This is a genomic window from Vibrio sp. 2130-1 (genome assembly GCF_033339515.1).
In genome coordinates this window covers 120,968-146,266 of record NZ_JAWOUT010000009.1, presented here as the reverse complement: position 1 = coordinate 146,266, position 25,299 = coordinate 120,968, and the positions used below count along the sequence as shown (strand labels likewise).

The window sequence follows — 25,299 nt, the reverse complement described above, 5'->3', positions numbered from 1 at the left end:
TATTGGCATTAGCGCTTTTGTACACTAAAGTTAGATCCAGAACATCACAACAACGTCGGCTAAAGGGAATTGGCATGGACTTACATACTTGCGTAATTGTATTAAGAAACCAAAAGGTTATTACCAGTAAATCCGTAGATCATTCTATTGGAATTATCGAACGAGACTCAGATAACGAGATCTCAGAAATTCAGATTAATGCGACGGATGGACGTAATATTCGGACTTATCACTACAACAATGTAGAGGAGTCATTAGAGAGCTTAATGAACCTCTGACGGTTTTCTTTAACACACCTTTCTCCCTTGTTAAAAGCGAAAGCAATAGAGCACAGTACATGTGCTCTTTTTTTGTTTAACAGCAAAAATGTTTATCGAAAATAATGACAGACCTTGATTTTAAACAGAACATAATAGGCAAATATAAACCCAAAAAAACTTTACAAGATATTGATTTAAAATAATAAAAACCACTTATTCAATTTTTTAGAATGAGCTTATCAAAATCCTCCCGTTATTTTTATGTTCGCCTCTACCTAAACTGTTCTCAACAGCACGGGAGCACACGCTTCCCACTCATTGAAAAGAGTCAGAGGACAGAATCATGAAAGCACTATTACAGAAAATTACCACATCAAACGCAGGTTACAGCGCACTATCACTTCGCGTTCCAATCGGCATTATCTTTATGGCGCACGGCGCACAAAAACTATTTGGCTGGTTTGGTGGCTACGGGCTAGAAGGCACAGGTCAGTGGATGGCATCTATCGGTTTAGGTCCTGGCTTGCTCATGGCGTTACTTGCGGGCAGCGCAGAGTTCTTTGGCGGCTTGTTCATTTTACTTGGTCTGCTAACTCGACCAGCAGCGGTTGCTTTGGCGTTCACGATGGTGGTAGCGATATTCTCTGTCCACTTTGAAAATGGCCTGTTCATGGCAAACAACGGTTACGAGTTTGGCTTGGCATTACTGGCAGCGAGCGTTTCTCTGGCGTTCTCTGGCGCAGGTAAAGCAGCGTTAGATAACTTTTTAAACAAAAAGCTCTCTTAAGGAGGCCTTATGATTACGGTAAGACATGCAGCAGACCGAGGTCGAGCAAACTTTGGCTGGCTTGATAGCAAACATACGTTTTCTTTTGGTAGCTACTACGATCCTCAACATATGGGCTTTTCTGAGCTGAGAGTCATTAATGACGATGTAGTCAAGCCTGGCGCGGGTTTTGATACACATGGCCACCGTGATATGGAGATCATCAGCTATGTGTTGGAAGGTGTTATCGCACACAAAGACAGTGAAGGTAACGTCAAAACACTACCTGCAGGTGAATTCCAACTCATGTCGGCAGGGAAAGGGATTTACCACAGTGAGTACAATGCGTCGAACCAAGATACGCTGCGGTTTCTACAGATTTGGATTCAACCAAACGCATTTGGAACCAAACCAGGTTATCAGCAAAAAGATTTTGGGCGCAATCCTGGGTTAACGACTATCGCAACTCCAACTGGAGAAAACGGCACGCTACTTATTAAGCAAGATGCGACTTTGCATCAGTTAATTCTTGAGCCAAGTAGCGAACTAAACTTTGAGATTGAGTCGGGCCGAAATCTATTCATCCATCAAGTGACAGGCAGCCTTAGTGTCGACAATACCACTTTGACGGCTGGCGACGGCGCGAAGATTGAACACCAAAGTAAGGTTGTTTTGCGCAATACATCAAACGAAAGCACAACAGCCCTGTTGTTTGACTTACCATAACTATCGATTCATCGAGATAAAAACAAAGCCGCCTTGATTTCTCAAGGCGGCTTTTTCGTTTTTCTGACTTTTCATTCAACGCTATTCGTCGGAAGTGCCAGAACCAATTTGCTGAAAACTGTAAGCGGTCAGTGGATCGATCTCTTTGACAATTTCTTCCACTTGCTTAATCGCGTCTACAGACGAGCTAGCTTTACGATAGCTCAAATAGATAGGGCGACACCAATCTTCTACTCCAGACACCTTGTGAAGCTGCCCATTAGCGATAAATGGCTCCACGAGAGAGATTGGTAAGTACGCGGCTCCACCCTTCTCTAAAATAAAGTCCAATGCGATACGCGCTGTTGAAGTGCGTAAATATGGAGCCGGAATCTTAGGGTGACGTTCAGAATGCTCCGAGGAGAAACGCGTCCCCCAGTCAACGTACACATATTTGTTTTCGAAAACGGTGTCTAAAGAATCTTTCTCAGTTGATACCAGAACGAGAACAACATCCGCCACTTTTTTACAGTTAAGCTCATCAGCTTTGATCTGATCGAACGCAAATGCCATATCTAACGTGCGCTCTAGCAAGCTACGACTGAGCATCTCACGTCCCATCACTTCTGCCATGAAGCCATAACCACCAAACGAATCTGTGACGACACTTAAACAATTCTGTAAATAAGCGTCCCAAATGTTTGGCGTGCCACCTAACGTTAGTTGCAGCGCTTTGCCATCTTCAAGCGATAATTCTAGCTTCGCTTGTTGCAATGTAGTGACCATTACCTCGGCATAGCTGATTAAGCGCTCACCTGCAGAGGTCAACTTTATGTTATTTCGATCACGAATAAACAATTGCGTATCGAAGTAACTTTCCAATTGTTTGATACGTGCGCTCACAGCGGCTTGGGTAATATAAAGGTTCTCAGCAGCACGTCCGAAGTGACGAACTCTTGCCAGCTCTAAAAATGTTCGAAAGACTTTTACATCCATAAACCATCTCCTGGTTAATATAAAACCAGATTAACAACTAATTAAAATCATGACGACAAAAAAGTTTTGTTTTTCTTTTGTTAGATTTAAGCCTAATTTTCGCCGTAAGTTCACTACATTCATCAATAACGGTTACAGAGGCTGTTGACATGTCTGACACTGAATTCCGTCATGGCAAAAAACGTTTTTACGATAACGTAAAATTCCCACGCGGCTTTGCAAAGTCTGGCGATTTTACTCTTTCAGAAGAGGAAATCCTAACAATTTATGGGGATACAATGCTTGGCTTAGAGTCAGGCGAATTAACACCTGAAAACAGCGAAGAGAAACACTTCATCAAGGTGTTAGAAAACCCGGGCAAAGCAAAAACAAAACTTGAGCGTACGTGGCTAAAGTACACCCAACTTGCTCGTGGTCGCAAGCGCTTCCATACGCTAAATGGTCGTAACAAGCCTGACGCCACAGAAGAATACATTGAAGAGAGTTTGGTTGAAGACGATTAATAACCAATAACCTAGTTCTCGCCTTTTTCTAGCAGTAGGCGAAAGCTCGTTTGACTTTACTGAGCGAGCAAGACAAGCTCATTTCTTCTCCTAAAGCCCAAGGGGGCATTCTCCCAAGGGCTTTTTTAATATTTGGGTGATGACCGTTTACTTGGCGAGCGTCGCAATCTTTTTCAGAAAGCTCTCTTTCAAATGCTCTTGGTCATATTCCAAGTGATAGGTGTTGTGGAAGCCAATTTTTAGCTCAACACCATTCCCTCTCAAGAAAACGTTGTACCCATCGTAGTCAGAAAACGCTTCTACACCTTCATACATTTTACCAAATTCGGTTGGTGTACCGTTGTTCATCACACATTCGTAAGCCTGTAGTACTTTGCTCGGATCTAACTCATTTTTCATACCGAATTCCTCACTGGTTTACACATTTCAATTATGGTTAAAGAATGAGCGCCATGCCATATCTAACCCATAATATTTGAAGTTCGTGTGCGATTTCGCACTCTGTAGGTTGTTAAAAAACAAGGTTAAGTGCGAAGGCAGAACTTAATTTAGATCATAAATTTTATCTATTGATTCGTCAGTTTCATAATGCAATTTCTTTGTAAAAAATCGTCTTATAAAAGCATTTAGATATAAAAATCGTCGACAAAACCAACATTGGTTAAAGAAAAAGCAAAATTTTGACCTAAAACAATAGCAGTTCGCCATTACTTATTTTATAATGCGAATTAATGTTTCAGTACATCGTCAATTCCAATAACTAGGGGCACAAAATGAGACTTATCCCGTTAACTCGAGCAGCACAAGTAGGTAAGTGGGCAGCTGCGCATATCGCTAAGCGTATCAACGACTTTAAACCTACTGCTGAGCGTCCATTCGTTCTGGGTCTACCAACTGGTGGCACTCCTCTAGCAACCTACAAAGCCCTAATCGAGCTTTACCAAGCCGGCGAAGTCAGCTTCAAAAACGTCGTGACTTTTAACATGGATGAGTACATTGGCATCCCTGCGGATCACCCAGAATCTTACCGCTCGTTCATGTACAACAACTTCTTTAATCACATTGATATTCAAGAAGAAAATATCAACCTACTGAACGGTAACACAGACGATCACGACGCAGAATGTAAGCGTTACGAAGACAAAATTAAGTCTTACGGCAAGATCAACCTGTTCATGGGCGGCGTGGGTAACGACGGTCACATCGCGTTCAACGAGCCAGCGTCATCTCTTTCTTCTCGTACTCGCATCAAGACCCTCACTGAAGACACTCGCATTGCGAACTCTCGCTTCTTTGACGGCGATATCAACCAAGTGCCTAAATACGCGCTGACTATCGGTGTTGGTACGCTTCTAGACTCAGAAGAAGTGATGATCTTGGTCACTGGTCATAACAAAGCTCAGGCACTTGAAGCAGCCGTGGAAGGTTGTGTAAACCATCTATGGACAGTTTCTGCTCTTCAGCTTCACCCTAAAGCGGTGATCGTATGCGACGAACCAGCTCAACAAGAACTGAAAGTGAAGACAGTGAAGTACTTCTCTGAGCTAGAAGCAGAAAACATCAAAGGCTTTTAACCCATAGGATTGCAGCCTAGAAATACACTAAAAATACAAAACCCGTGTTGAACACGGGTTTTTTCTTATCTGAACAGCGGGCTTAAGTCGTCAATAAGCTTTAATACCAAACTGACGAAGACGCTTAGGAAGCACTTCATCCAACTTGTCTAGTTCACTCGGTTCGACTTCGATAAGATTGAAATGATGCTGCTCATAAACAGTACGAATGGTCTCACGGTCGGCCTGAGCCATCTCCCCATCGTCACTTCCCCAAAATTGCAAATAGACTTTACCGCCTGGTAAGTAAAAATCGCTAGTGACATCTTGGTCAATCGGCAGCTGACGCTCATAAGCGTGCACTACACCAGCCAAGTACAGCCAGTTGTCAATGAGCAACTCACCCTTAGAGCGTACGTAATGCCCATCTAATGTTCGGTGCTTGGCTTCAAATTTTTGGCGAAAGCTTGAGTACGATTTATCCGTAGAATGTGACTCCGCGTCTTGCCCTAAAAACTCAATGACAGACTGCTTAAGACGCTTGTTACGCAGCACCACATCGTGCCATACGACAAAGGTATTTTGTGTTTCTTTATCGGCTCTTTGCTGCCCACCAGCGCGCACACCAGCTTCTGTGACACTCCATCCCTCTTCGGATTTGGTCAACCAACCCAGTTCACTCAAAAGCTGGTTCATGCGCTTCGCATTCAATTTCAGCTTTTCACCCAGTTGTGTAGCGCTCAATGTTTTCCCTGAGCTGGGAGTCAGCTCAATATGTAAGTTGGTCGGCCAGACGATGAACTGGCCAAATTTAGGGTGATCCACATACTCACCGCCAAACTTTGCCCCTTCTTCGGTCAAAATCCACTTTTCATCTTGGCGAACGATGTAGCCTGCACGTTTGAGATCGGCAAACAGCAGCTTAGCTTCTACCTTGCGCATTTTCGCTAATGCCGACGTCGATATTTTTTCAGACATGTGGGTACCTCATGCTGCTGCAAAATTGAACACTATATCGTCATAGTAACGCATTGATTTCACGGCTTGAAGTCAGGCAAACAAGATTTCGTGTTACAAATAGCAAAGCCAGCGTATAGGTGCTGGCTTTGTTATTTCGGTAAAAAAGCGAATGTTATTTAATAAAAGCGATGCATCCTTGCAAAATCACTAAATTCACAATGTCGATGAAGAATGCACCGACAATTGGAACCACCATAAATGCTTGTGGTGATGGGCCATATCGACTCACGATGGAGCCCATATTCATGACCGCAGTCGGTGTAGCACCTAACCCAAAACCGCAGTGTCCGCTAGCGATCACCGCCGCATCGTAGTTGCCTCCCATCATGCGGAATGTTACGTAGTAAGTGAACATCGCCAACACTGCCGACTGAATAGCAAGAATAATAAGGAATGGGATCGCAAGATCGAAAATATTCCACAATTTCAAACTCATCAAGGCCATGGCAAGAAATAGAGATAGTGCAACCGTGCCAAGAATATCAACGGTTTCTAAATCAACCTTGCGCGCCTTCGTCACTTCCATGATGTTAGTGATAACAACACCAATAAACAGCGCATACACAAAATCGGGAATCATTAGCCACTTGATGTCAAAACTGCTTACCCAACTCTCCAGATACTTCGCGCCTGTCACGCAAAGTAGAATGATGGACAAGCTTTCAACGACTCTTTTCGCTGTGACACGATCTTCCTCATGTTCGTTGTACGTCACCAGTTCAGGGAAACTCTGATGACTTTGATTGGTGCGTCCGTATTCCGATTCCAAGTTGTGTTTGTTTAGTAGCTTTTGTGCAACAGGGCTGCCAATAATCCCGCCCATCACCAAGCCAAATGTAGCAGAAGCCATTGCCACCTCTAGAACATTATGCAAACCATACATTTCTTGAAAAGTTTGCGACCACGCAGCTCCAGTTCCATGTCCGCCAGAAAGCGTAATGGATCCGGCGATCAACCCCATGAGTGGATCTAACCCCAACGCTGTTGCTAAGGACACGCCGACCGCATTTTGGATAAGAATGTAGACCGATGCCACAACTAGGAAGATGAAAACCTTCGCACCGCCTTTAATCAGTTGGGTGTAATTTGCCGCTAAGCCAACGGTTGCAAAAAACATCAGCATAAAGACGTTTTGCAGTGGTAAATCAAAGGAAACATCCACACCGTTTAAGTGCATCGTCGTGATGACGCAAGCGACCACTAGACCACCAACAATTGGCTCTGGAATATTAAATTTTTTTAAGGTTGGTAACTTGGTATTGATGAACTGCCCTAAAAACAACACGCAAATTGCGACGAGGAACGACTCCTGTGGGCCGATAGATATTACCTGATTCATGAGACCTCTTTACTCTACTCTTTCTCATTCATTGAGCACGCGCTCAACGTGAGATAGGTGCCTAAGCCAGTCAGATTGCCTCTCGAAACTTTTGTTTTCTAGGCCTCTTTGACCATTGATTCTCATCAAGTAAGAAATAGGCAGACCTAAAATTATGCTAATTATCATTCAGTGAGAATATTCATTTAGAACAGGCGATAAGTGTATTGATGGGAAGAGAAAAACAACACTTCTCAACTTATGAGAAGCAATTAATTTCCATATAAAACAAAACCTCAAAACAACGACCACATAGGTGGATATTTAGAGCGAATAAGACAGGCGGATACACTAGGTTTTAAATTATTACTTTCTCTCTAACGCACTAGGTGTTATACATATATATAACACCATCTCAACCAAGAGATTCACTCATGACTAATTGGCATGATCGCCAACCGATATTTCGACAGTTGGCAGACCAGATCACGCAGCAAATACTGCAAGGTGTCTGGCAAGAAGGCGATGCTCTGCCCTCCGTCCGTAGCATCTCTGCAGATATGAAAATTAACCACCTCACCGTTATGAAAGGCTATCAATTGCTTGTTGATGACGGGCTAGTGGAGAAAAAACGCGGTCAAGGTATGTTTGTCGCTTCAGGAGCAAAGCTCAAATTACTCGCAGACGAGAAGGCACGTTTTCTTCAGCAACAAATTCCGCAGATAGCCGACACAATACAGCGTCTGGATATGTCACTCGACGAATTCATTCAACAACTAAAACCACACTTGAAAGGTGACCAATGAGCGCATTAGTCAGTGTAAACAACGTCTCCAAGCAATATCAGCAACAAGGAGAAGCACTGCATGAAGTGAGTTTCGACCTACATGCAGGACAAGTACTTGGCTTACTCGGCCATAATGGCGCAGGTAAATCAACGCTTATTAATGCCCTACTCGGTGCACATGAATATCAGGGCACTATTCGTATCAACGGATTTGAACCTATTATGCAACGCGACAAGATAATGCAGAGCTTATCCTACATCTCGGATGTCAACGTTCTGCCAGATTGGATGACCGTTGCTCAACTGCTTAACTATACCGAGGGCGTGCATCCAGGGTTCAATCGCGCCCAAGCAGATACGCTACTTCGTCAAACGGACATCAAACCTCGTGCGCGCATCAAATCTTTATCCAAAGGGATGAAGGTGCAATTACACCTCGCGATTGTGATCGCGACCAACACCCAAATCCTCATATTGGATGAACCGACACTCGGGTTAGATCTCGTGTATCGCGAGACGTTTTATCGTCACTTATTGGAATGGTTTCACGACGGCGAGCGCGTGTTGATCATCGCCAGTCATGAAGTATCAGAGATTGAGCACTTGCTGACAGATGTTCTGATTCTTAAGCATGGTCGCCCCGTTCTGCAAACCTCGATGGACAGTATCAGTGAAGACTACTTCATTCTTGAAGCCAACGACGAGCACCGCACACAAATTGAAGCGATGAACCCACTCTCGTCACAAAAAGGCCTCGGTTCAACGAAATGGTTACTCAAAGCCCAGTATGCCCAACAAGCAGAAACAATGGGTTCCATCCATGGGGTGAAGTTAGCGGATCTATTTTTAGCATTGCAGAAGGAGGCAGCGTAATGCGTTCAGTTGTCGCGATGTTGCAAAAAGAGTGGTTAGAAAACCCTCTTGTTTTACGTATTCCACTGTTTGTGTTGGCGTGTGGAGTTATTCTCTTTGTGAGTTTAATGAGTAACGATACTCTACAACACAATATGTTTTTCCAAATGAGCTTTGGTGGCGATGTCAGTGACATTCACAGAGAGCTTGGTGATGACGTCAATATGTTGATTACCGGAGGAGCAGGGCTGCTGTCTATCTTGTTAGCCGTTCAGTACTTCCCAAGAACGCTACGCAAAGAACGGGCGGAAGGCAGCATTATGTTTTGGCGCAGTATGCCTGTCAGTGACGTAAAAACCCATTTAGTGAAGCTAGGGTTTGGCTTATTGGTGATTCCGCTCGTCTGCTCGGTGCTCGTACTCGCTGCAAATTTAATGTTGTGGTTGCTGAACATCTCTACTGATCACCAATTGGCTTTATTGTACCGCCAAGCCTCGTTAGGTTACGTGCTGCTGCATTGGGGAGAGTTTTTAATCAGAATGTTGTTCGCCAGTATTCTGCTGTTACCGCTGGCATTAACTGCGATGGCTATTTCACAAAAAGTGAACTCACCACTGGTCATTTTGTTTATCGCCATTTATGCGCTACGTTGGATGCCTATCGCACTTTTTGGTTACTACGGGCTAGATCACTTTTTCTCCGAAGTGCTTTACCTTCCGCTGCACGCCATTATTACACCAAACCCATTCAATACCATTCCTCAAGCGGGTTGGTTAAACGTTGGCATTTACGCCTTCATTGGTATTCTTGGTTGGACAGCTAGCCTCAAGTTCAGCCGAACCATTCAATAATCCGTCGTCCGATAAACGGCCAAAATCGAGCCATAAAAAAACGGTCACAACCTGTGTTGTGACCGTTTTTATTTCGACCTTAGGAGATCATGAACTTAAATTTAACCAAGGAATGAAATGTAACCTTGTAAAATGATTAAGTTAACGATGTCGATAAAGAAAGCCCCCACAATTGGCACCACCATAAATGCCTGCGGCGACGGGCCAAATCGGTTAACGATCGAACCCATGTTCATTACGGCTGTTGGGGTTGCACCCAAGCCAAAACCGCAGTGCCCCCCTGCAATAACCGCAGCATCGTAGTTGCTTCCCATCACTTTGAACGTAACATAGTACGTAAAGATAGCTAAGACGACAGACTGCACAGCTAAAATAACCAAGAATGGAATCGCTAGATCGAAGATATTCCATAACTTCAAGCTCATCAGAGCCATCGCTAAGAACAGAGATAGCGATACCGTACCTAACATATCGACCGTTTCGGCATCTAACTTACGAATCTTGGTCACTTCCAAGAAATTCGTAATGATCACACCAATGAATAGCGCATATACGAAGTCTGGAATCATCAGCCATGAGATTTCATACGTGCTTACCCATTGCTCGACATACTTGGCCCCAGTAACACAGATCAGTAGGAAGAAGAGTTTCTCCACCACTTTTTTCGCCGTTACTTTATCTTCTTCGTATTCATTGTAAGTCACCAACTCCGGGAATTTCTCGTGAGTTTTGGCATCTCGACCACCACGACCATACTCAGACTCTATGCTGTTCTTTTCCACCAGACGCTGCGCTACAGGGCTACCAATGATACCGCCGATGATCAAACCAAAAGTCGCTGATGCCATTGCAATTTCTAAGACGTTATCCAATCCATACACGTCTTGAAAGGTTTGTGACCACGCAGCACCTGTACCATGACCACCAGACAGAGTAATCGAGCCAGCAATTAACCCCATCAAAGGATCTAAACCGAGCGCCGCCGCAAGTGAAACGCCAACGCCGTTTTGTATGATGATGTAAAACGATGCGACAGCTAAGAAGATAAAAACCTTCGCACCTCCTTTCATCAACTGAGTGTAATTTGCGGCCAAACCAACTGTCGCAAAAAACATTAACATAAACGTATTTTGTAATGGCAAGTCGAACTCTAAATCGATGCCGTTGAAATGAAGAGCAGTAATCATGCAGGCCACAATAAGGCCACCTACAATCGGCTCAGGTATGTTGAATTTCTTTAAAATCGGTAGCTTAGCATTAATAAAATGCCCCAGGAAAAGCACACTAATTGCGACCAAGAAGGACTCCAGTGCACCTACAGATATTAAATGATTCATATCGCCTCTTATTATTGTTCTCTTCATTCTCCGTAATGAATGAGTGTTAGTTTAACCTTCGTTCAATAGCAAATTTTCTCGCTTTATTGTTTCGAAAATACTCAAAAAGTTGGTGTAGATGCGCCTTAGGCTAGTTTAAGGGGCGCTCCTTAAGCGATGTGTCAGTTTTTACGCTGTTAGCAAGCCCTTAAATGTGAAAGGAGCTGATACAGCTCCTTCAAATGGCCCCTCGCAATACCTGTGCGTTATCGCTTGGGGTGTTGTGTTGTGAGTAAATTCTGGGTGACACTTTCTGAACCACTTCGGGCTCCCTTACTTAAACAGAATGTGTCAATTACTATCAAACAAAGTTCCTTCCCGTTGTAACCGCTAAACGCCGAGAGCGCGTTCAAAACAATTGGGTTTGCCTGTTCCTGTCGTAGCTTTTCAACTCTGGCTCATGGTGTATAAACGAGCCGAATCCAAGGAAACTCTCAGGCTGCAACAAACGTTTTCGTCACAACGGAGCAGGATTATAACATATCGCTGATAATTTTCTTCAATTCAGTGACATTCACCAACCCCATAGTTAAACCTTGCAATGATTAACTGCCTATTATCATTTTCACAGATAAAAATCGAAGCACAGTTACTCAGTAAGCTTCTTAGAATACGATGCATAGCTAATAACTTCACCGCCGTTCTTATCCAAGAGGTCTTGATAAACGCCCTAGAGAACCAAGCAGCCGAAATATGCGATGTTATCATGATTGCTTTTCGAGACCGACGTCCCGACTTTGGCTAATGAGTACGCCCCCAACTATGCATCAGACAAAAACATGTATAATTTTTTATACAAGTTATTCAATAACAAGAGTCCCACATGAACATTCATTCGCTTTGCGCTGCGCTATTACTCAGCATCGTCTCATCAGCTACAGCAGCTGAAAACATTCGTATTCAATATTCTCCCATAGAGACAACTCATGAAAAAATCGCCCAACAATCTATTCAAAGCAGCGATGTAAACACCATCTTTGTTGAGCTGTCTCAGGCCTACTTTCCATTTGATCAAGCTCTCACGCTGGTTTACGGCGGAGAAGATGGTCCAATGTATGATCCTGATACACACACAATATACGTTCCTTACACTTTTTATTTGGAGTCGCTCAATTACTTCTCCAATAATAAGTATGAAGAACGCTTCGGAAAATCCCCAAAAACAGGGGCGCTAGATACGTTATTGCACACTTTACTTCATGAAGCTGGACATGCTTACATCGAAGATCAAAGCATCCCTGTTCTCGGAAAAGAAGAAGATGCGGTCGATAATTTTGCCACTATTTTAATGATTGACTTCCTAGAAGATGGCGCAGATATGGCCATTAGCGCCGCCGACATGTTCGCATTCGAATCCGACGACAGACCGGACTACTACGATTTTGGCGAGTACATTGACGAACACAGCTTTGATTTGCAGCGTTACTTTTCAACGTTATGTTTGGTGTACGGTAGTGATCCTGAGCAATACAAAGCCTTACTCGATGAAGTAGAAAAAGACTACCTGCGTGATCGCAAAGAGTTCTGCCAATTCAATTACGGCAACATTCGCGACAATTGGCTGCATTACTTGCAAAACAATGAACCAAAAGAAAATTCGCCACGTAAAAGCGATTAGAAAATCTCAAATAAGAAGACCGCAATGACAAAACTCACCATATTTTATGACGGAACCTGCCCGCTTTGTGTCAAAGAGATGAAGGCGCTAAAACAACGCGATTCCAAGCAGCACATCAAAACCGTCGATATCTATAGTGATACATTCGCAGATTATCCGCAGATCGATCCTGAACAAGCCAACACCATTTTGCACGCCCTCAACGAAAAGGGGGAGCTTCTGCTTGGGTTGGACGTGACTCATCGTGCGTGGCAATTAGTTGGTCGCGGTTGGCTCTACGCTCCACTGCGTTGGCGCCTCGTTAAACCTGTTGCTGACTGGCTTTGCCTCAAATTCGCAAAGAATAGGTATCGCGTCTCATATTGGTTAACAGGGACTTCTCGTTGCAATAGTGGGTCTTGTTCACGTTAATTGTGATCCCGCTTAAAAATGCTACGACCTTCGTCTAGATTTACAAATTTCCAGTACTTCTGATTGAGTAACTCGGTTAATCTCTAAGCATTACAACAATAAGTATTAACACTTTTATCAGGTAAGCTTATTCAGCTTGTCACTTGTAACGCTGCGCCGAGAGAAGGACGTCTCTATGAATCTGACGATCAGAAAACGACTATATATCCTTTCAATAATTCCAATTCTAACTATGGCAATAGGCATGATGTGGTTCACCTACCTACAAACCACTGCCTACAACGAGCACGAGATTGAGCAAACTCGAAGTCGAATGATGGAGATGAAAAAAGCCGAACTCAAAAGTTACGTGCAAATGGCGCGTTCCGCTGTCGAGCCACTACTCGCACAAAATGCCCCACTGGAAGAGGCTCTGCCTATCTTGAAACAATTAGAGTTTGGTCAATCCGGCTACATCTTTGGTTATGATTCAAAAGGCGTTCGCGTCGTGGTGGGTAAAAACACCAAAGGCATCGGGGAAAACTTCTATAACTTGCAGGACAAGAAAGGCAATTACCTGATTCAGGATTTGATCAAAAATTCCAAAACAGGTGAGTTCACGACTTATTACTTCCCGAAACTCGGTCAGAACGAAGCACTACCGAAATTGAGCTACTCGGTCTTTATTCCTGAATGGGATTTGATGTTGGGTACGGGCTTCTACACTGACGATATCGACGCCATTGTGGCAAACATGGAAGAAGCCGCGCATCAGGCCCTCAACACCACACTGACGGCAATTGCTCTGTTCTGTGTCTCGATTGCAGCCATCGTCGCGGTCTTCGCGGTGTTTGTTAACCGCAGCATCATGAAGCCTATTGAGCAGTTTGATGCTTCAATTCACTCTTTCGCGCAAGGCGATGCAGACTTAACCGCACGCATGGAAGAATCGAGCGTGCCGGAGTTCACCCAGCTGAGCCGAAACTTCAATATCTTCGTTGAAAGCCTGCAAGGCATAATCAAGAGCGTTAGCCACGTAGGGCAAGAAGTGGTTTCAGAGACCAACGACATGTCACAGCGAGCATCGCAAGTGGACGAATTGGCTTCAGGTCAACGTGAAGAAACCGAACAAGTCGCTGCGGCAATGACCGAGATGACAGCAACGGCGCACGAGATTTCCAACAACGCTAACCAAGCGGCGCAATCCGCCAAAGACGCTGATGATAACTCACAGCAAGCAAAACACATTGTTGATTCCGCAGCGAGCTCTGTCGAAGCGCTCGCTTTAGAAGTGTCAGAAGCCAGCACGGTGATTTCTCGTCTAGAGAGCGATGTACAAAACATTTCTTCTTCGCTAGAAGTGATTCAAGACATCGCTGAGCAAACCAACCTATTGGCACTGAACGCAGCCATTGAAGCAGCCCGTGCAGGCGAACAAGGCCGCGGCTTCGCAGTCGTTGCCGATGAGGTTCGTAAACTGGCGAGTCGCACTCAAGACAGCACAGGTGAAATTCACCAAATGATTGAGCAGTTGAAGTCTGGCTCGGATGCAGCAGTGAAAGCCATGGGTTCAAGCCAAGCGCGCGGTGAAGCAACGGTTGAAGAAGCACGAGCAGCCTCTGCCGCACTGCAAGAAATCCAAGCCGCAATTGCTAACATCATGGAGATGAACACGCTGATCGCAACGGCAACCGAAGAGCAAAGCCAAGTTGGCCAAGAGATTTCACAACGTATTGAAGTGATCTCTCAACAAAGCAGCCAATCGGCACACCTTGCCAACCAAAACCGTGCAGGCAGTGGCAACCTTAACCACAAAGCTAACGAGCTGTACGACTTGGTCGGTCGCTTTACGGTTTAACGCTTTCCTCACTCTTACATCATGCATACAGCGACGCCAAAACGTCGCTGTTTTTATTTCTGCTATCCTCATACGACTTAGCTATAATGCCGCCAACTTAGCACCCATAAGGGCAAACCAGATGATTATTATGACCACCAATTTCGGTGATATCGAGATTGAACTGAACCTAGAACGAGCGCCAGTTAGCTCAAAGAACTTCAAAAAATACTGTGAAGATGGCTTCTACAACGGCACCATTTTCCACCGCGTTATCGACGGCTTTATGATCCAAGGTGGCGGTCATACAGAAGACATGGCAGAAAAGCCAACACGCGCCCCTATCGCGAACGAAGCAAACCGTGGTCTAAAGAATCTTGTTGGCACTATCGCAATGGCGCGTACCGATGCTCCGCACTCTGCAACGGCACAGTTCTTCATTAACTTGGAAGACAATGATTTCCTAGACCACACCGCAACTACCAACCTAGGCTGGGGCTACGCCGTGTTTGGTAAAGTGACTGCGGGTATGGATGTCGTAAACCGCATCGCGAAAGTAAAAACGACCTCTAAGCTTGGTCACGATGATGTGCCATGCGATCCAATCATTATCGAGAAAGTGACGATCAGCGAATAAACCCATTCGCCTCTGCAGAGAAATCGTCGCTATAAAACGAAGAAAGCGCCTAACGTCTGATGACTTAGGCGCTTTTTGTTTTTATGACTCAGCCGATTAGTTGGGCTTATAACGAAGTTATTGATAGAAAAGCTCAGCTTTGGCTCCGACTAAATCAAGCTCAGAGCCTTGAAAATCAGCCAGATATTCAGCAACAAGGTTGTACCCAACCCAATACCCCATGTATTTCGGCCAGCGGCTTTCATCGCTGCCAAGAAAGTAAGCGTCGAAGTTGTAATCTAGGCTGGTCAACTTATCTTTCACCTCAGCATAGAAAGGGCGCCAATCTTGATCCTTGATGTTCTCAAACAAGCTCGGAGTGACGCCGCCATTCACCTTACGTTCGAAGTGACAAGCTAACCCTTCCATAATCAGTACATCACCAAGTGCAACGCCACTTTCTCCCGCTCGCATACGGAACAGGTGATGCAACTCATGCGCTAACACCGCAGCTAGTTCTTTCTCAATAACGTTTTTAATATCAGTACGTTGAGTATCAAGCAGAATCTCTACACGATAGGCACTTAAGCAATAGCCACCGATCCCCGTCTGCGGTACGTCATTGCGATCAAACGGGCTAATGGTGAGGTCAATGTTACTCAAATCAAAGTAACTAGAAAGTTGTGAGCTCAGATCATCAAGTTTTTGATGTAAATACTCAGAGATTGGAGACAACTCTCCCGTCGCATTTAACAGGGTTACGCTATAATTCATTTATCTTCCTTGATAACTTGGGTTAAGAGTAGCGAGTTTACAGTGTAAAGAGTGAGCAGTTCTAGCGATTACATCCCTTTGAACAAACTTTGAGATGCACGGCTCACAGCGAGCTTAGTTTCTCCAACGTGAACAAACATTCTTCCAGCAAAGTCTTTGTTTACTTTGCTAATTTTGCACACTTGCACAACGCTTGAACGGTGTACTTGCCAGAACTGTTCTGGGTTAAGCTGCCCTATCAACTCTTTCAACGATGTGCGAATCAAATACTCCTGCACTTTGCCCTGTCCTTGTTGGGCATACACAGAAACGTATTTTTCTTCCGCTTTGAAATACAACACATCAGACGTGGCAATCAGATGAATATCTTTCCCTTGCGTCGCTTTGATCCACTGAAGATATTGCGGCGTTTGTGGCGCGGATAATTGTTGTAACTGTTCTAACAGGCTGCTCATCTGCACATTACTGCTTTCTTTCTCTCGCTTAGCAAGGCGTGCTTTCACTCTTTCACACGTCGTCAGGAGGCGCTCATCCGAGATAGGCTTGAGCAAATAATCGGCGGCATTTTGCTCAAAAGCTTTGATGGCGTAATCATCGTACGCGGTGACAAACACAATCAAAGGTGGATTAGCGAATTGATTGAGTTTTTGCGCTAATGTCATGCCATCCAAAACTGGCATACGAATATCAAGAAACGCGATGTCAGGTTGGCTTTGCTCAATGGCTTGCAACGCTTGTTCACCATCGGCGACTTTGGCTATCACCTCTAGCTCTGGCCACACTTCAGCTAGGCTTTTATCAAGATGACGCCTCAATAGCGGTTCATCATCAGCAATAATGGCAGTAAACCCTGTATTCATTCCTTTCTTCCTTGATTACGATTCCATTGGCCAGCGCAAGCGAACACAAACGCCACCCTGAGCAGACTCACTGATAGAGACCTCTCCTTGCCCTGCGAACAAAGCTTCAACTCGCTGCTTGAGATTACTTAGACCCACGCCAGAGCCCATGTGCCCACTAACGTGATTCAAGCCAACACCTGTGTCTCTGACTTCAATCTTCAAGTTCTGCTGTTCGCGCTTAATGAGCAAGCTGACTTCACCACCTTCTCGCTTTGGCTCAATACCATGGATGATGGCGTTTTCGATTAAGGGTTGAAGCATCATCGGCGGTAGCTCGGTTCTGCCTAATCCCTCTTCCACCTCAATCTTGTAACTGAGTCGGTCACCTAAACGGGTTTGCTGGATGCCTAAGTAAGCCTCAAGTAACGCCGTTTCATTGTCTATGGTGGTGTGTTCTTCGCGTGAGCTTTTTAGCGTTGCTCGCAGCAGTGCGGTTAACTGTTCTAGCATCAGCTTAGCTTTATCGACATCTTGCGACATGAGCGCGCTGATATTCGCCAAGGTATTAAATAGGAAATGTGGTTCAATCTGGCTTTGCATCTGCTTAAGCTGACTCAGCAACAGCGCACGATCTTGCTCTGCTTTCTCGCGTTTGATGGCTTCCAACTCTCGTTGAGCGATTGCATGTTGCTCGCGTGAGTAGAAATAGAAAAAGCACATGGCACTGAATAACAACCCCATGAGACCAACCGACAGCATACTTGAGATACCAAAGTATTCCCCAAGCCAAAGCTGGGCGTTCACCACACCAAACAATAGGCATGCCGTCAGCGAGATAGCCACTTCCGCCAAACGAGGAATGGTAGGAAATAGGCGGTCGACAAGCCATGAGAAGAAAATAGCCGAATAGCCAAATCCAAAGCTAACCGCCACATGAATATAGAATGGACCGCCCCAAACCGAGAGCGTCATTGCTGCGATAAAGAGACAAAATGCCGTGGTCACTAATAAGCTACGAGGCCATCCACTTTTCACCACTGATTTTGCTGAACACATTTAGAATTTCCCTTTGATGTTAAATACAATCATATGCTTATCATTGATTTGTGCGTAAGCAGATTGGTCGTCTCCGGTTAAAAAGCGTGCGGCAACTTCCACTTCTACACTTTGATCGCCGGTATCAATCCATTGGTAGTTAAGCCACTGCGTGACGATCACACCACCATCTTGTGGCGACAGCATCACATCCAACGTAGGAGTTACATCACTTAGCCAGCCCATATCCGCTTTGCCGTTCCATGCAGCCCATGCTTCTACATCCCAACTCCAGTGCAGTATTACGTTATGCTGAACGATATTGGCATGCTGAAACCCTTGAGCGTAGCTTGTTGCAAGTAGAGACGTTTGGGGATTAAGGGTTTGAGAGAGTAATTCGCCACGCTCTATTGCTTGTTGCCATTCGCTTTTCGACCATGCACGGCTGTCGTACCAATATTCAGCAATCACGTTGTGCCCGACTTGGTTTGCCCAATTCAACCCAATTAAGGCTTGGAATGCGCTGCCCTGCTTCTCAACCGAAACGGGTTGGTAAAGATCATTCTCCTGAAACTGATAGCCGACACTTTGCTTTTGCCACAGCATGGAACCGTGCATGGCGATGGATTCATCCCACACAGCAATGGCACTGGCTCCGAGTAAACCTCGGCGCACGTCATCGTAATAACCAATAAGTTGATACTCGGTATCACCCACCAGCGCATAACGACGAATACCAACACCTTGCTGCTCTGCGGCTTGATCAAGTGCACTTTGATCTTGTTGCCCCCAGCTTGAATCCGTCGCAATAACTGTCCACTCGCCGGCCATATCGTAGTGTGAGAGTGAAAACACACCCGCCCCCTCTTCTGCTACTAAGCCAACAGGATTTTGTCGATATGGCTTAAACAGATCCAAAGGTCGGTAGCCATAACCCACGCCCCAATCCACGCGTAACTTACCCAAACTCACATCAAGAGTGGTATCACCGACTTGCCACTCCCCTAGCCAAGCCAGCTCTCTAATCAACAGTTGGTTATCAGCTTCACTCCACCAATCACTCTCTCCTTGTTGATTGAGGTACAAACCTTGGCTGTACAGAGCGAACAAGCCACTGAAGTTTTGATAGTTCACTTGCACATCCAACAGTGCATTAAGTGAATCACGAGAACTGCCCTGCGCCTGCATAAATGCGCTGTCACGCTGCTTGGCAGTTTCGTAACTGACAGCCCAATCCCACTCAAAACTCAGCTCATCATTGGCAAAAACTGGGGCTGCTGCGCCCACACACAACGACGCAGCAATCAACAAACTGGTGCTTTTGTTAAGGTTAGGCTGGTGCGATTTCATGTGACTTCCTTGCTCGTTTTTATGGTTCTATTTACGAAGCTCAGACTAAAGCTGAGTCGTGTTGGCTTTTGGCAAATAACTTGGGTTGTAGAACTTGTTATCCAGCTGCCAAGGCACGATTTCTTGGTACTCGATAACGGTCTTTTTGCTCGGCTGAATGCTATCAAGCAAGGTCATCTCACTGACGTAGTCTTCACCGTTGTCAGTTGCACGTCCGTATTGCGCTTGCTTGGCAAGTTTGCCAGAGCGCAAGTAGAGATCAGCTTTAATTGGAAACGCATCTTGCTCAGACAACCACAAATCGATCTTCTGATAGCTTGCCCCTTTGGTTTTCGCGGTTAAGGCAAGGTGATAAGCCGCAACACTCTCTCCGTTCACCGAAACGGTTTCTGTCGCTTTCCATTCACCTTGATAATCTTGGCTCCACGTCAGGGTTGAGATGTCGCCGATAGACGCTTCACCAAGCAGCTTCTGCATTGGCGTAATGCGAATCGGACGGCGGCTCTTTGGCATTTGCAGCCAGTAGTTATCGCCCATCATCAGCATCTTTTGTCCAGCTTCGACTGCCGATTTGAACACCACCAACGATTCACGATTTGGACGCGTGTACACGTGGTAAAGGCGGGTTTTATCTAATTCTTGGTCTTGATATAAGCGCACCAATGACACCACTTTGGAGGAATCATCTTGCAAGCGGTAGCTGTCGGCTTTTTCAATCAATTGCGCAACTCGCTGTGCATCTAGCGCTGTTTCATTCGCACTGGCATTGATGCTTGCAAAGCAAGTTACCGTCAGCAATGCAATTGGTAATAGTGATTTGAAATTAAACATAAATCAGTGCCTCCGTAATTGGCTTGTTCACCCCTTTGCGTGCCGAGAAAAACGCCGCAATCAAACAAATCATCAATACTGCGAATCCTGCGACAGCCACCAGCTCCCAAGAGAAGTAAATCGTCAATGGGTAACCTCCTGTGCGTCCTGGCGGTGGCGGCATTTGCACATCCACGACCATCAGTAAAATAGTGACTAGTGCAGTGAACAAAGCGCCGATTAAGCTGCCAATCACCGCAAGTAAGCCTGCTTCGCGCAAGAACCCAGCAATAATTTCGCGAGGGTAGCTACCAAGTGCTGACAAGGTGCCAATTTCACGGGTGCGTTCCGTTACCGACATGGTCATGGTGTTAAACAGCGCGACAAATACCACCAGTGCCATAACTGCGCCCATGATGCCGAAGATACGGTCGTACAAATCTTTCACTTTGAGATAGAAGAACGCGCGTTCTTGCCAAGGCGTAATCTCAATATCTTGATCACCAAAGTTCTGCTTTTGCTTACTCAGAACCGAAGCCACTTGTTGCTCGACTTGGTTAGTTAAACTGGTGTCGAACAAGAAGACAGATAAGGCACTGACTTTGTCTGAACCGAGCAGCGATTGCGCGCTGTTGATGTGCACGTACAACTGGCGTTTATCAAGCTCAGGCACGCCGGTTGAATAGATGCCACGCACTTTGAAGTCATACGCGTTCAATGCGCCGTCGGTTGTAGTCGCCAGCAAGGTAATCCAATCGCCAACGTGCACGCTTAGGTTGTTCGCCAAATCAACGCCGAGCATCACTTCTGGCTCTGCAGGGTCATAACGCGATGCATGAATGTTTGACAGCGTCTGCCCTTCACGCACATCCAAAAACGGCCCTTTCATATCGAATTCGCGCTCGTTCACGCCAATGCCGATAAAGATCGATGACTTGTTGCCGTTGGAAATCAAACCACTGAATTCAACTCGTGGCTGCACGCCTCGCACTTCATTCAACCCAATCAATTGCTTGGTAATGTCGTCTGCATGAGTTAAACCGTTACTCAGTGGCATCTCTTCTTCTTTGGCGAAATAACCCGGCGTGGTTAACGTCAGATGCCCCGTGTCACGCGCTGTCGACTCTTTCAAACTGTCGTAGGTGTACAGACCAAAACCGCCCGCACTGGTTAACGCAAACACGGCAATGGCAATGATCAACATCGACAACAAACTGCGACGGCGATTGCGTTGTAGGTTCAACCAAGCAAGGCGAACGGAAACAGGAATTAGCTTGCCCATGAAACCTCCTCCACACTTGCGTGCGTTTGGGTGATTTTGCCATCCACCAACTCAATGGTTCGATCGCAGCGGGATGCCATTCGAGTGTCGTGTGTAGCGACGATAAAAGTGGTGCCAAGCTCGTGTCCGAGCCCTTTCATAATGTCGATGACCTTGTTAGCAGTTTGACTATCAAGACTTGCGGTTGGCTCATCAGCAATAACCAATGCTGGTTTGTGTACTAACGCACGAGCAATTGCCACGCGTTGTTGCTGACCGCCCGACAAGTTATCGGGCATGTGATGAATAAACTCGCCCAAGCCAACGTGTTCTAACATTTGTGTGGCGAGCTCGGTTTGTTCTGCTTTTGAAAAGCCGTTGAGATGCAGCGGATACGCCACGTTCTCTAGCGCCGTCATCACGGGGACAAGGTTGAATTTTTGGAACACAAAGCCAAGCTTTTCACGACGCATTTTCGCAGCCTGCATTTGTCCGGTTGGGTATGGGCTGCCTGCAAATGTCACTTGACCTTGGTATTGAGTATCCAGCATGCCAAGCACATTAAGTAAGGTGCTTTTGCCTGAACCAGACGGCCCGCACAGAGCCACCATTTCGCCGGAAAACACTTCACCAGACACGTCTCGCAATGCACGCACAGTTTGGCTGCCAAGGGCGTAATCGCGACTAAGTTGATTAAAAACGATCATGACGCCTCCCTAATATTTCGCTAGCAGCGCTTTCGCGGTTTGCGTTTCTAGATTGCTGTCGCCCAATTGCTCCATTTGCGCTAACCATGTTTTGGCTTGTTGAACATCTTCAGCGCGCAATGCAGCTTCAATGGCGTAGCGATAAATCCACGAAGTAGCCGCGAAAGGTTGTTGGCTAAAACTCGGCTCATCGAGCAATGAAAGGTACAGCTCGTAGCCACGCTCAAAGTGATTGAACATGTCTGGCAGAGAGGTAAACGTAGTAGCTGCCATGGCGGTAGCTAGCTGGTATTCCGGCAAGCCTTGTAAGCGTTGTTGCTCTTGCAGTGGTAATGGCTGATTCGCCATTAAGTCCAAACCTTTTTGGATTGTGGCAAGACCGCGCTCGGTGAACTTCATCTTGTTCCAAGGCATAAACGCCTCACGACCTTGCAACGTTTCAGCACTGCCCAAGTAAACCAAGGTCACCGGCGTTGCGCCCTGCTCTTCAAGTTGTTTGGATAATTCGCCGTAAACGGTATCAACTAAACCAGAGTCACCCTGCGCCGCTTGGTTGAATTGACTGAGTGTGCGCTCGCTTGGGTTAGCCAGAGTCAGATTGCTGCTGAGTGCAAATGCGGCGATAAAGGTACTTGCCAGTTTAAGAGCTTTGATTGAGCGAAATTGAGAAACCATCATGTACTGTCCTTAGTTGAACGTGATTTGATGGTTTCAGATTAAGGGAGAAGATCGCACGCTGCTTTTGCATGCGACCAATGGCAGTTATGCGGAGTGAATGGTATTGAGAGAGGATGAATGACATTCACTTAAACAGAAAATACAATTCCGTTCATTCGTAACGCTACATTTTTACGGCAGTCACAATAAAAACACTGGCTTAAAATCTGAGGCTAGTGTATTTATCCATCCCACAGCTACCCATAACAGACAGTGCGCACTCTCCTTTCTTACACACCTTTGCATGGTGTCTGTTGTTTCGAAATCGAGATTCTTAGCATCGGAATAGTTTGAACTCTTCGAGTTTTAGTTGTTTTCGCACTCAAAATAGGTGCGTTATTAGGTCGTTGAAAATGAATAAGCGTTATTTCCCAAGAGTTGATTTGCCACTACTCATGGCGATCATTCCGATCATGCTGTTAAGTTCGCTCACTCTCTGGAGTGCCAGTAGCTTTAATGAGGCGATGCTCTTCAAACATTTGGCGCGCTGCGGACTGACATTAGTTTGCATCTTGGTCATGTCCTCGATTCCAGCGTCCAGCTATCAGCGCTCAGCTCCATATCTCTACATTATTGCGGTTGCTCTGCTACTTGCTGTCGCTTTATTTGGTGATAGCACCAATGGCTCTCAACGTTGGCTCGATATCGGCTTCTTCCGCTTTCAACCGTCTGAGCTAATCAAGCTTTCCATTCCAATCATGATCGCCTGGATGCTTCATATTGAAGGAGGTCGACCAGACAGTCGGAAAATTGCGTTTTGCTTACTTATTACAATGATTCCTGCCGGGTTAATCGCGCTACAACCGGATTTAGACGGTGCAGTTTTTACCATCATTTATGCATTGTTCGTTTTGTTTTTGGCTGGCATGAGCTGGAAAATAATCTGCGGGTTTATTGCGAGCATTTTAACGTTAGCACCTATTTTATGGTTCTTCGTTATGGAAACCTATCAAAAGAGCCGTGTAACACAGTTCTTGCACCCTGAGTCCGATCCACTGGGTTCGGGCTACCAAATCATCCAATCTTTGATTGCGATTGGCTCAGGCGGTATGAAAGGCAAAGGCTGGATGAATGCAACGCAGGGAACACTTGGCTTTATTCCAGAAAGTCATACGGACTTTATTTTTTCGACATATGCAGAAGAATGGGGCTTTGTTGGCAGTTTAGTCTTACTCGCATTGTACTTGTTTATTACTGCACGCGTTATGTTGCTTGCATGTCAGTCTGACCACTTTTTTAGTCGGCTGGTAAGTGGCGCATTAGCGATGAGCTTTTTTCTGTATGCTTTTATCAATACGGGCATGGTGAGTGGCTTGTTGCCAGTAATGGGTAGCCCACTTCCCTTCTTTAGCTATGGCGGCACGGCGATGCTAACTCAAGGTATCTGTTTTGGTGTAATCATGTCGCTGTGTTATTCCAAATATCGTAACGCATAGCGTTGCTTGAGAAAAAGCGATCAAAAAAGGCTTCCCTAAAGAAGCCTTTTTACAACGATATGAGCGAATTAATTACAGCTCTGCGTTGTGGTAAACCTGCTGAACATCATCACAGTCATCTAGAAGATCTAGGAATTTCTGGAACTTCTCAGCATCTTCACCCGATACAGGCGTATGAGTTTGCGGAACGAATGTGATTTCTTCAACATCGATCGTTAGATCTGGGAATGCACCGTTAAGCGCAGTTTTTGTTTTGAAGAATTCTGTGTGAGGTGCGAATACAGTGATAACACCGTCTTCTAGCTCAACGTCAGTAACGTCTACGTCTTCCATCATTAGCGTTTCTAGGATGATTTCATCATCGTCGCCTTTGAACTGGAATACCGCTTGGTGATCGAACATGTGAGAAACCGAGCCCTCAACACCAATTTTCGCACCGACTTTCACAAAGCATTGGCGTACATCTTGGAAAGTACGGTTGCCGTTGTCTGTTAGACAGTCAACGATAACGCTAGTACCGCCAGGGCCGAAGCCTTCGTAACGTGCTGGAGTGTAGTCTTCACCACCGCCACCGTTCGCTTTGTCGATCGCTTTATCGATAACGTGCGCAGGAACTTGGTCTTTTTTCGCTTTTGCGATCAGGTGTTTCAAAGACAAGTTCATGTCTGGATCACCACCACCGTTTTTCGCGCACATGTAAATTTCTTTACCGTATTTGGAATAAACTTTAATTTTCGCGCCTGCAGTTTTCGCCATAGAGGCTTTGCGCACTTCAAAACTTCTTCCCATCGGGATGTCTCTCTAAATTCAAATTTAATGCGAAGGATTTTAGCAAAAAGCGAAACCTTTTCAATTTCGCTTAGCAAAGGAATAGGGAGGTTACCTCATTCGTCGCATTGGATTGAACCATTGCCACGGT

The 25,299-nt window shown here is 45.5% G+C and carries 27 protein-coding genes; 13 read left to right on the top strand and 14 right to left on the bottom strand.

Annotation, left to right across the window (positions count from 1 at the left end; all coding sequences use genetic code 11):
- The first annotated feature begins 74 nt into the window (after positions 1 to 74).
- The 3 genes from R7Q09_RS15260 to R7Q09_RS15250 all read left to right on the top strand — a co-directional run bounded on the left by R7Q09_RS15260 (position 75) and on the right by R7Q09_RS15250 (position 1,752).
- Positions 75 to 278 (top strand): hypothetical protein, encoded by a 204-nt coding sequence (locus R7Q09_RS15260; protein ID WP_017633816.1) that lies wholly within the window; start codon positions 75 to 77, stop codon positions 276 to 278.
- Positions 279 to 603: 325 nt separating this feature from the next.
- Positions 604 to 1,047, top strand: coding sequence for a DoxX family protein (locus R7Q09_RS15255; protein WP_064369535.1), 444 nt, complete (start codon positions 604 to 606; stop codon positions 1,045 to 1,047).
- A gap of 9 nt (positions 1,048 to 1,056) precedes the next feature.
- Positions 1,057 to 1,752, top strand: coding sequence for a pirin family protein (locus R7Q09_RS15250; protein WP_047102489.1), 696 nt, complete (start codon positions 1,057 to 1,059; stop codon positions 1,750 to 1,752).
- A gap of 81 nt (positions 1,753 to 1,833) precedes the next feature.
- On the opposite strand, the gene R7Q09_RS15245 is transcribed toward R7Q09_RS15250, so the two are convergent.
- Positions 1,834 to 2,727 (bottom strand): LysR family transcriptional regulator, encoded by an 894-nt coding sequence (locus tag R7Q09_RS15245; RefSeq protein WP_005374436.1) that lies wholly within the window; start codon positions 2,725 to 2,727, stop codon positions 1,834 to 1,836.
- A gap of 149 nt (positions 2,728 to 2,876) precedes the next feature.
- Between R7Q09_RS15245 and R7Q09_RS15240 the strand changes: the two genes are divergently transcribed.
- Positions 2,877 to 3,230, top strand: coding sequence for a DUF413 domain-containing protein (locus R7Q09_RS15240; protein ID WP_005374439.1), 354 nt, complete (start codon positions 2,877 to 2,879; stop codon positions 3,228 to 3,230).
- A 147-nt stretch (positions 3,231 to 3,377) separates the two neighbouring features.
- On the opposite strand, the gene R7Q09_RS15235 is transcribed toward R7Q09_RS15240, so the two are convergent.
- Positions 3,378 to 3,629, bottom strand: coding sequence for a DUF3081 domain-containing protein (locus tag R7Q09_RS15235; protein WP_005374440.1), 252 nt, complete (start codon positions 3,627 to 3,629; stop codon positions 3,378 to 3,380).
- Positions 3,630 to 4,003: 374 nt separating this feature from the next.
- On the opposite strand from R7Q09_RS15235, the gene nagB reads away from it, so the two are divergent.
- Complete coding sequence (gene nagB / locus R7Q09_RS15230; RefSeq protein WP_005374441.1) at positions 4,004 to 4,804, top strand: glucosamine-6-phosphate deaminase; 801 nt, start codon at positions 4,004 to 4,006, stop codon at positions 4,802 to 4,804.
- Between the two features lie 90 nt (positions 4,805 to 4,894).
- On the opposite strand, the gene R7Q09_RS15225 is transcribed toward nagB, so the two are convergent.
- Complete coding sequence (locus R7Q09_RS15225) at positions 4,895 to 5,761, bottom strand: glycerol kinase (RefSeq protein WP_154204109.1); 867 nt, start codon at positions 5,759 to 5,761, stop codon at positions 4,895 to 4,897.
- A gap of 154 nt (positions 5,762 to 5,915) precedes the next feature.
- A complete protein-coding gene (gltS, locus tag R7Q09_RS15220; RefSeq protein WP_025768732.1) occupies positions 5,916 to 7,142 on the bottom strand; it encodes a sodium/glutamate symporter in 1,227 nt (408 codons plus the stop codon).
- A gap of 413 nt (positions 7,143 to 7,555) precedes the next feature.
- Between gltS (R7Q09_RS15220) and R7Q09_RS15215 the strand changes: the two genes are divergently transcribed.
- The 3 genes from R7Q09_RS15215 to R7Q09_RS15205 are packed head-to-tail and all read left to right on the top strand — an operon-like array spanning position 7,556 to position 9,611.
- Positions 7,556 to 7,927 carry a GntR family transcriptional regulator gene (locus tag R7Q09_RS15215; protein WP_005374444.1) on the top strand — a complete coding sequence of 124 codons (372 nt, stop codon included), beginning with the start codon at positions 7,556 to 7,558 and terminating at the stop codon, positions 7,925 to 7,927.
- Positions 7,924 to 8,781 (top strand): ABC transporter ATP-binding protein, encoded by an 858-nt coding sequence (locus tag R7Q09_RS15210; RefSeq protein WP_005383221.1) that lies wholly within the window; start codon positions 7,924 to 7,926, stop codon positions 8,779 to 8,781. Before R7Q09_RS15215 ends, R7Q09_RS15210 begins: the two co-directional genes overlap by 4 nt.
- The gene (locus tag R7Q09_RS15205) at positions 8,781 to 9,611 is read left to right on the top strand and encodes a hypothetical protein (protein WP_318070958.1); all 831 of its coding nucleotides are present in this window, start codon (positions 8,781 to 8,783) and stop codon (positions 9,609 to 9,611) included. The genes R7Q09_RS15210 and R7Q09_RS15205 overlap by 1 nt, the downstream gene beginning before the upstream one ends.
- 101 nt (positions 9,612 to 9,712) lie before the next feature.
- Here R7Q09_RS15205 and gltS (R7Q09_RS15200) read toward each other — a convergent pair whose 3' ends face one another.
- Positions 9,713 to 10,948, bottom strand: a complete 1,236-nt coding sequence (gene gltS, locus R7Q09_RS15200; RefSeq protein ID WP_005374448.1) for a sodium/glutamate symporter — start codon at positions 10,946 to 10,948, stop codon at positions 9,713 to 9,715.
- Positions 10,949 to 11,810: 862 nt separating this feature from the next.
- On the opposite strand from gltS (R7Q09_RS15200), the gene R7Q09_RS15195 reads away from it, so the two are divergent.
- The 4 genes from R7Q09_RS15195 to R7Q09_RS15180 all read left to right on the top strand — a co-directional run bounded on the left by R7Q09_RS15195 (position 11,811) and on the right by R7Q09_RS15180 (position 15,469).
- Positions 11,811 to 12,605: a DUF4344 domain-containing metallopeptidase gene (locus R7Q09_RS15195; RefSeq protein ID WP_318070957.1), complete on the top strand. Its 795-nt coding sequence runs from the start codon at positions 11,811 to 11,813 to the stop codon at positions 12,603 to 12,605.
- 24 nt (positions 12,606 to 12,629) lie between these two features.
- On the top strand, positions 12,630 to 13,016 hold the full coding sequence (locus R7Q09_RS15190; protein ID WP_318070956.1) for a DUF393 domain-containing protein: 387 nt from the start codon (positions 12,630 to 12,632) through the stop codon (positions 13,014 to 13,016).
- 175 nt (positions 13,017 to 13,191) lie between these two features.
- Positions 13,192 to 14,853 (top strand): methyl-accepting chemotaxis protein, encoded by a 1,662-nt coding sequence (locus tag R7Q09_RS15185; protein ID WP_318070955.1) that lies wholly within the window; start codon positions 13,192 to 13,194, stop codon positions 14,851 to 14,853.
- Positions 14,854 to 14,974: 121 nt separating this feature from the next.
- Positions 14,975 to 15,469: a peptidylprolyl isomerase gene (locus R7Q09_RS15180; protein ID WP_020195057.1), complete on the top strand. Its 495-nt coding sequence runs from the start codon at positions 14,975 to 14,977 to the stop codon at positions 15,467 to 15,469.
- A 117-nt stretch (positions 15,470 to 15,586) separates the two neighbouring features.
- Here the strand turns inward: R7Q09_RS15180 and R7Q09_RS15175 are convergent, their stop codons facing one another.
- The 8 genes from R7Q09_RS15175 to R7Q09_RS15140 form a co-directional block, all read right to left on the bottom strand.
- Entirely contained in the window at positions 15,587 to 16,222 is a 636-nt protein-coding gene (locus tag R7Q09_RS15175; protein ID WP_213885270.1) for a DUF2268 domain-containing putative Zn-dependent protease, read from the bottom strand.
- 68 nt (positions 16,223 to 16,290) lie between these two features.
- Positions 16,291 to 17,082: a LytR/AlgR family response regulator transcription factor gene (locus R7Q09_RS15170; protein WP_064376348.1), complete on the bottom strand. Its 792-nt coding sequence runs from the start codon at positions 17,080 to 17,082 to the stop codon at positions 16,291 to 16,293.
- A gap of 15 nt (positions 17,083 to 17,097) precedes the next feature.
- The gene (locus R7Q09_RS15165; RefSeq protein WP_045406506.1) at positions 17,098 to 18,120 is read right to left on the bottom strand and encodes a sensor histidine kinase; all 1,023 of its coding nucleotides are present in this window, start codon (positions 18,118 to 18,120) and stop codon (positions 17,098 to 17,100) included.
- Positions 18,121 to 19,449 carry a hypothetical protein gene (locus R7Q09_RS15160; protein WP_318070954.1) on the bottom strand — a complete coding sequence of 443 codons (1,329 nt, stop codon included), beginning with the start codon at positions 19,447 to 19,449 and terminating at the stop codon, positions 18,121 to 18,123.
- 45 nt (positions 19,450 to 19,494) lie between these two features.
- Positions 19,495 to 20,280, bottom strand: a complete 786-nt coding sequence (locus R7Q09_RS15155) for an outer membrane lipoprotein-sorting protein (protein WP_318070953.1) — start codon at positions 20,278 to 20,280, stop codon at positions 19,495 to 19,497.
- On the bottom strand, positions 20,273 to 21,541 hold the full coding sequence (locus R7Q09_RS15150) for an ABC transporter permease (RefSeq protein WP_213964009.1): 1,269 nt from the start codon (positions 21,539 to 21,541) through the stop codon (positions 20,273 to 20,275). Before R7Q09_RS15150 ends, R7Q09_RS15155 begins: the two co-directional genes overlap by 8 nt.
- Positions 21,529 to 22,227, bottom strand: a complete 699-nt coding sequence (locus tag R7Q09_RS15145) for an ABC transporter ATP-binding protein (RefSeq protein WP_318070952.1) — start codon at positions 22,225 to 22,227, stop codon at positions 21,529 to 21,531. The genes R7Q09_RS15150 and R7Q09_RS15145 overlap by 13 nt, the downstream gene beginning before the upstream one ends.
- Before the next feature lie 9 nt (positions 22,228 to 22,236).
- On the bottom strand, positions 22,237 to 22,905 hold the full coding sequence (locus R7Q09_RS15140) for a hypothetical protein (protein ID WP_213871335.1): 669 nt from the start codon (positions 22,903 to 22,905) through the stop codon (positions 22,237 to 22,239).
- Between the two features lie 392 nt (positions 22,906 to 23,297).
- On the opposite strand from R7Q09_RS15140, the gene rodA reads away from it, so the two are divergent.
- Entirely contained in the window at positions 23,298 to 24,380 is a 1,083-nt protein-coding gene (gene rodA / locus R7Q09_RS15135; RefSeq protein ID WP_065275570.1) for a rod shape-determining protein RodA, read from the top strand.
- Positions 24,381 to 24,452: 72 nt separating this feature from the next.
- On the opposite strand, the gene R7Q09_RS15130 is transcribed toward rodA, so the two are convergent.
- Positions 24,453 to 25,169 carry a YebC/PmpR family DNA-binding transcriptional regulator gene (locus R7Q09_RS15130; protein WP_005374482.1) on the bottom strand — a complete coding sequence of 239 codons (717 nt, stop codon included), beginning with the start codon at positions 25,167 to 25,169 and terminating at the stop codon, positions 24,453 to 24,455.
- Positions 25,170 to 25,299 lie beyond the last annotated feature (130 nt).

Excerpts from the sequence above, each read along its gene's own strand:
- R7Q09_RS15205 (WP_318070958.1), top strand. The coding sequence starts at position 8,781 with ATGCGTTCAGTTGTCGCGATGTTGCAAAAAGAGTGGTTAGAAAACCCT.
- R7Q09_RS15185 (WP_318070955.1), top strand. The coding sequence starts at position 13,192 with ATGAATCTGACGATCAGAAAACGACTATATATCCTTTCAATAATTCCA.
- R7Q09_RS15160 (WP_318070954.1), bottom strand. The coding sequence starts at position 19,449 with ATGAAATCGCACCAGCCTAACCTTAACAAAAGCACCAGTTTGTTGATT.
- R7Q09_RS15165 (WP_045406506.1), bottom strand. The coding sequence starts at position 18,120 with ATGTGTTCAGCAAAATCAGTGGTGAAAAGTGGATGGCCTCGTAGCTTA.
- R7Q09_RS15245 (WP_005374436.1), bottom strand. The coding sequence starts at position 2,727 with ATGGATGTAAAAGTCTTTCGAACATTTTTAGAGCTGGCAAGAGTTCGT.
- R7Q09_RS15225 (WP_154204109.1), bottom strand. The coding sequence starts at position 5,761 with ATGTCTGAAAAAATATCGACGTCGGCATTAGCGAAAATGCGCAAGGTA.
- R7Q09_RS15255 (WP_064369535.1), top strand. The coding sequence starts at position 604 with ATGAAAGCACTATTACAGAAAATTACCACATCAAACGCAGGTTACAGC.
- rodA (WP_065275570.1), top strand. The coding sequence starts at position 23,298 with ATGAATAAGCGTTATTTCCCAAGAGTTGATTTGCCACTACTCATGGCG.
- nagB (WP_005374441.1), top strand. The coding sequence starts at position 4,004 with ATGAGACTTATCCCGTTAACTCGAGCAGCACAAGTAGGTAAGTGGGCA.
- R7Q09_RS15150 (WP_213964009.1), bottom strand. The coding sequence starts at position 21,541 with ATGGGCAAGCTAATTCCTGTTTCCGTTCGCCTTGCTTGGTTGAACCTA.
- gltS (WP_005374448.1), bottom strand. The coding sequence starts at position 10,948 with ATGAATCATTTAATATCTGTAGGTGCACTGGAGTCCTTCTTGGTCGCA.
- R7Q09_RS15235 (WP_005374440.1), bottom strand. The coding sequence starts at position 3,629 with ATGAAAAATGAGTTAGATCCGAGCAAAGTACTACAGGCTTACGAATGT.
- R7Q09_RS15130 (WP_005374482.1), bottom strand. The coding sequence starts at position 25,169 with ATGGGAAGAAGTTTTGAAGTGCGCAAAGCCTCTATGGCGAAAACTGCA.
- R7Q09_RS15210 (WP_005383221.1), top strand. The coding sequence starts at position 7,924 with ATGAGCGCATTAGTCAGTGTAAACAACGTCTCCAAGCAATATCAGCAA.
- R7Q09_RS15250 (WP_047102489.1), top strand. The coding sequence starts at position 1,057 with ATGATTACGGTAAGACATGCAGCAGACCGAGGTCGAGCAAACTTTGGC.
- R7Q09_RS15195 (WP_318070957.1), top strand. The coding sequence starts at position 11,811 with ATGAACATTCATTCGCTTTGCGCTGCGCTATTACTCAGCATCGTCTCA.
- gltS (WP_025768732.1), bottom strand. The coding sequence starts at position 7,142 with ATGAATCAGGTAATATCTATCGGCCCACAGGAGTCGTTCCTCGTCGCA.
- R7Q09_RS15170 (WP_064376348.1), bottom strand. The coding sequence starts at position 17,082 with ATGAATACAGGGTTTACTGCCATTATTGCTGATGATGAACCGCTATTG.
- R7Q09_RS15240 (WP_005374439.1), top strand. The coding sequence starts at position 2,877 with ATGTCTGACACTGAATTCCGTCATGGCAAAAAACGTTTTTACGATAAC.
- R7Q09_RS15140 (WP_213871335.1), bottom strand. The coding sequence starts at position 22,905 with ATGATGGTTTCTCAATTTCGCTCAATCAAAGCTCTTAAACTGGCAAGT.
- R7Q09_RS15260 (WP_017633816.1), top strand. The coding sequence starts at position 75 with ATGGACTTACATACTTGCGTAATTGTATTAAGAAACCAAAAGGTTATT.
- R7Q09_RS15190 (WP_318070956.1), top strand. The coding sequence starts at position 12,630 with ATGACAAAACTCACCATATTTTATGACGGAACCTGCCCGCTTTGTGTC.
- R7Q09_RS15155 (WP_318070953.1), bottom strand. The coding sequence starts at position 20,280 with ATGTTTAATTTCAAATCACTATTACCAATTGCATTGCTGACGGTAACT.
- R7Q09_RS15175 (WP_213885270.1), bottom strand. The coding sequence starts at position 16,222 with ATGAATTATAGCGTAACCCTGTTAAATGCGACGGGAGAGTTGTCTCCA.
- R7Q09_RS15215 (WP_005374444.1), top strand. The coding sequence starts at position 7,556 with ATGACTAATTGGCATGATCGCCAACCGATATTTCGACAGTTGGCAGAC.
- R7Q09_RS15145 (WP_318070952.1), bottom strand. The coding sequence starts at position 22,227 with ATGATCGTTTTTAATCAACTTAGTCGCGATTACGCCCTTGGCAGCCAA.
- R7Q09_RS15180 (WP_020195057.1), top strand. The coding sequence starts at position 14,975 with ATGATTATTATGACCACCAATTTCGGTGATATCGAGATTGAACTGAAC.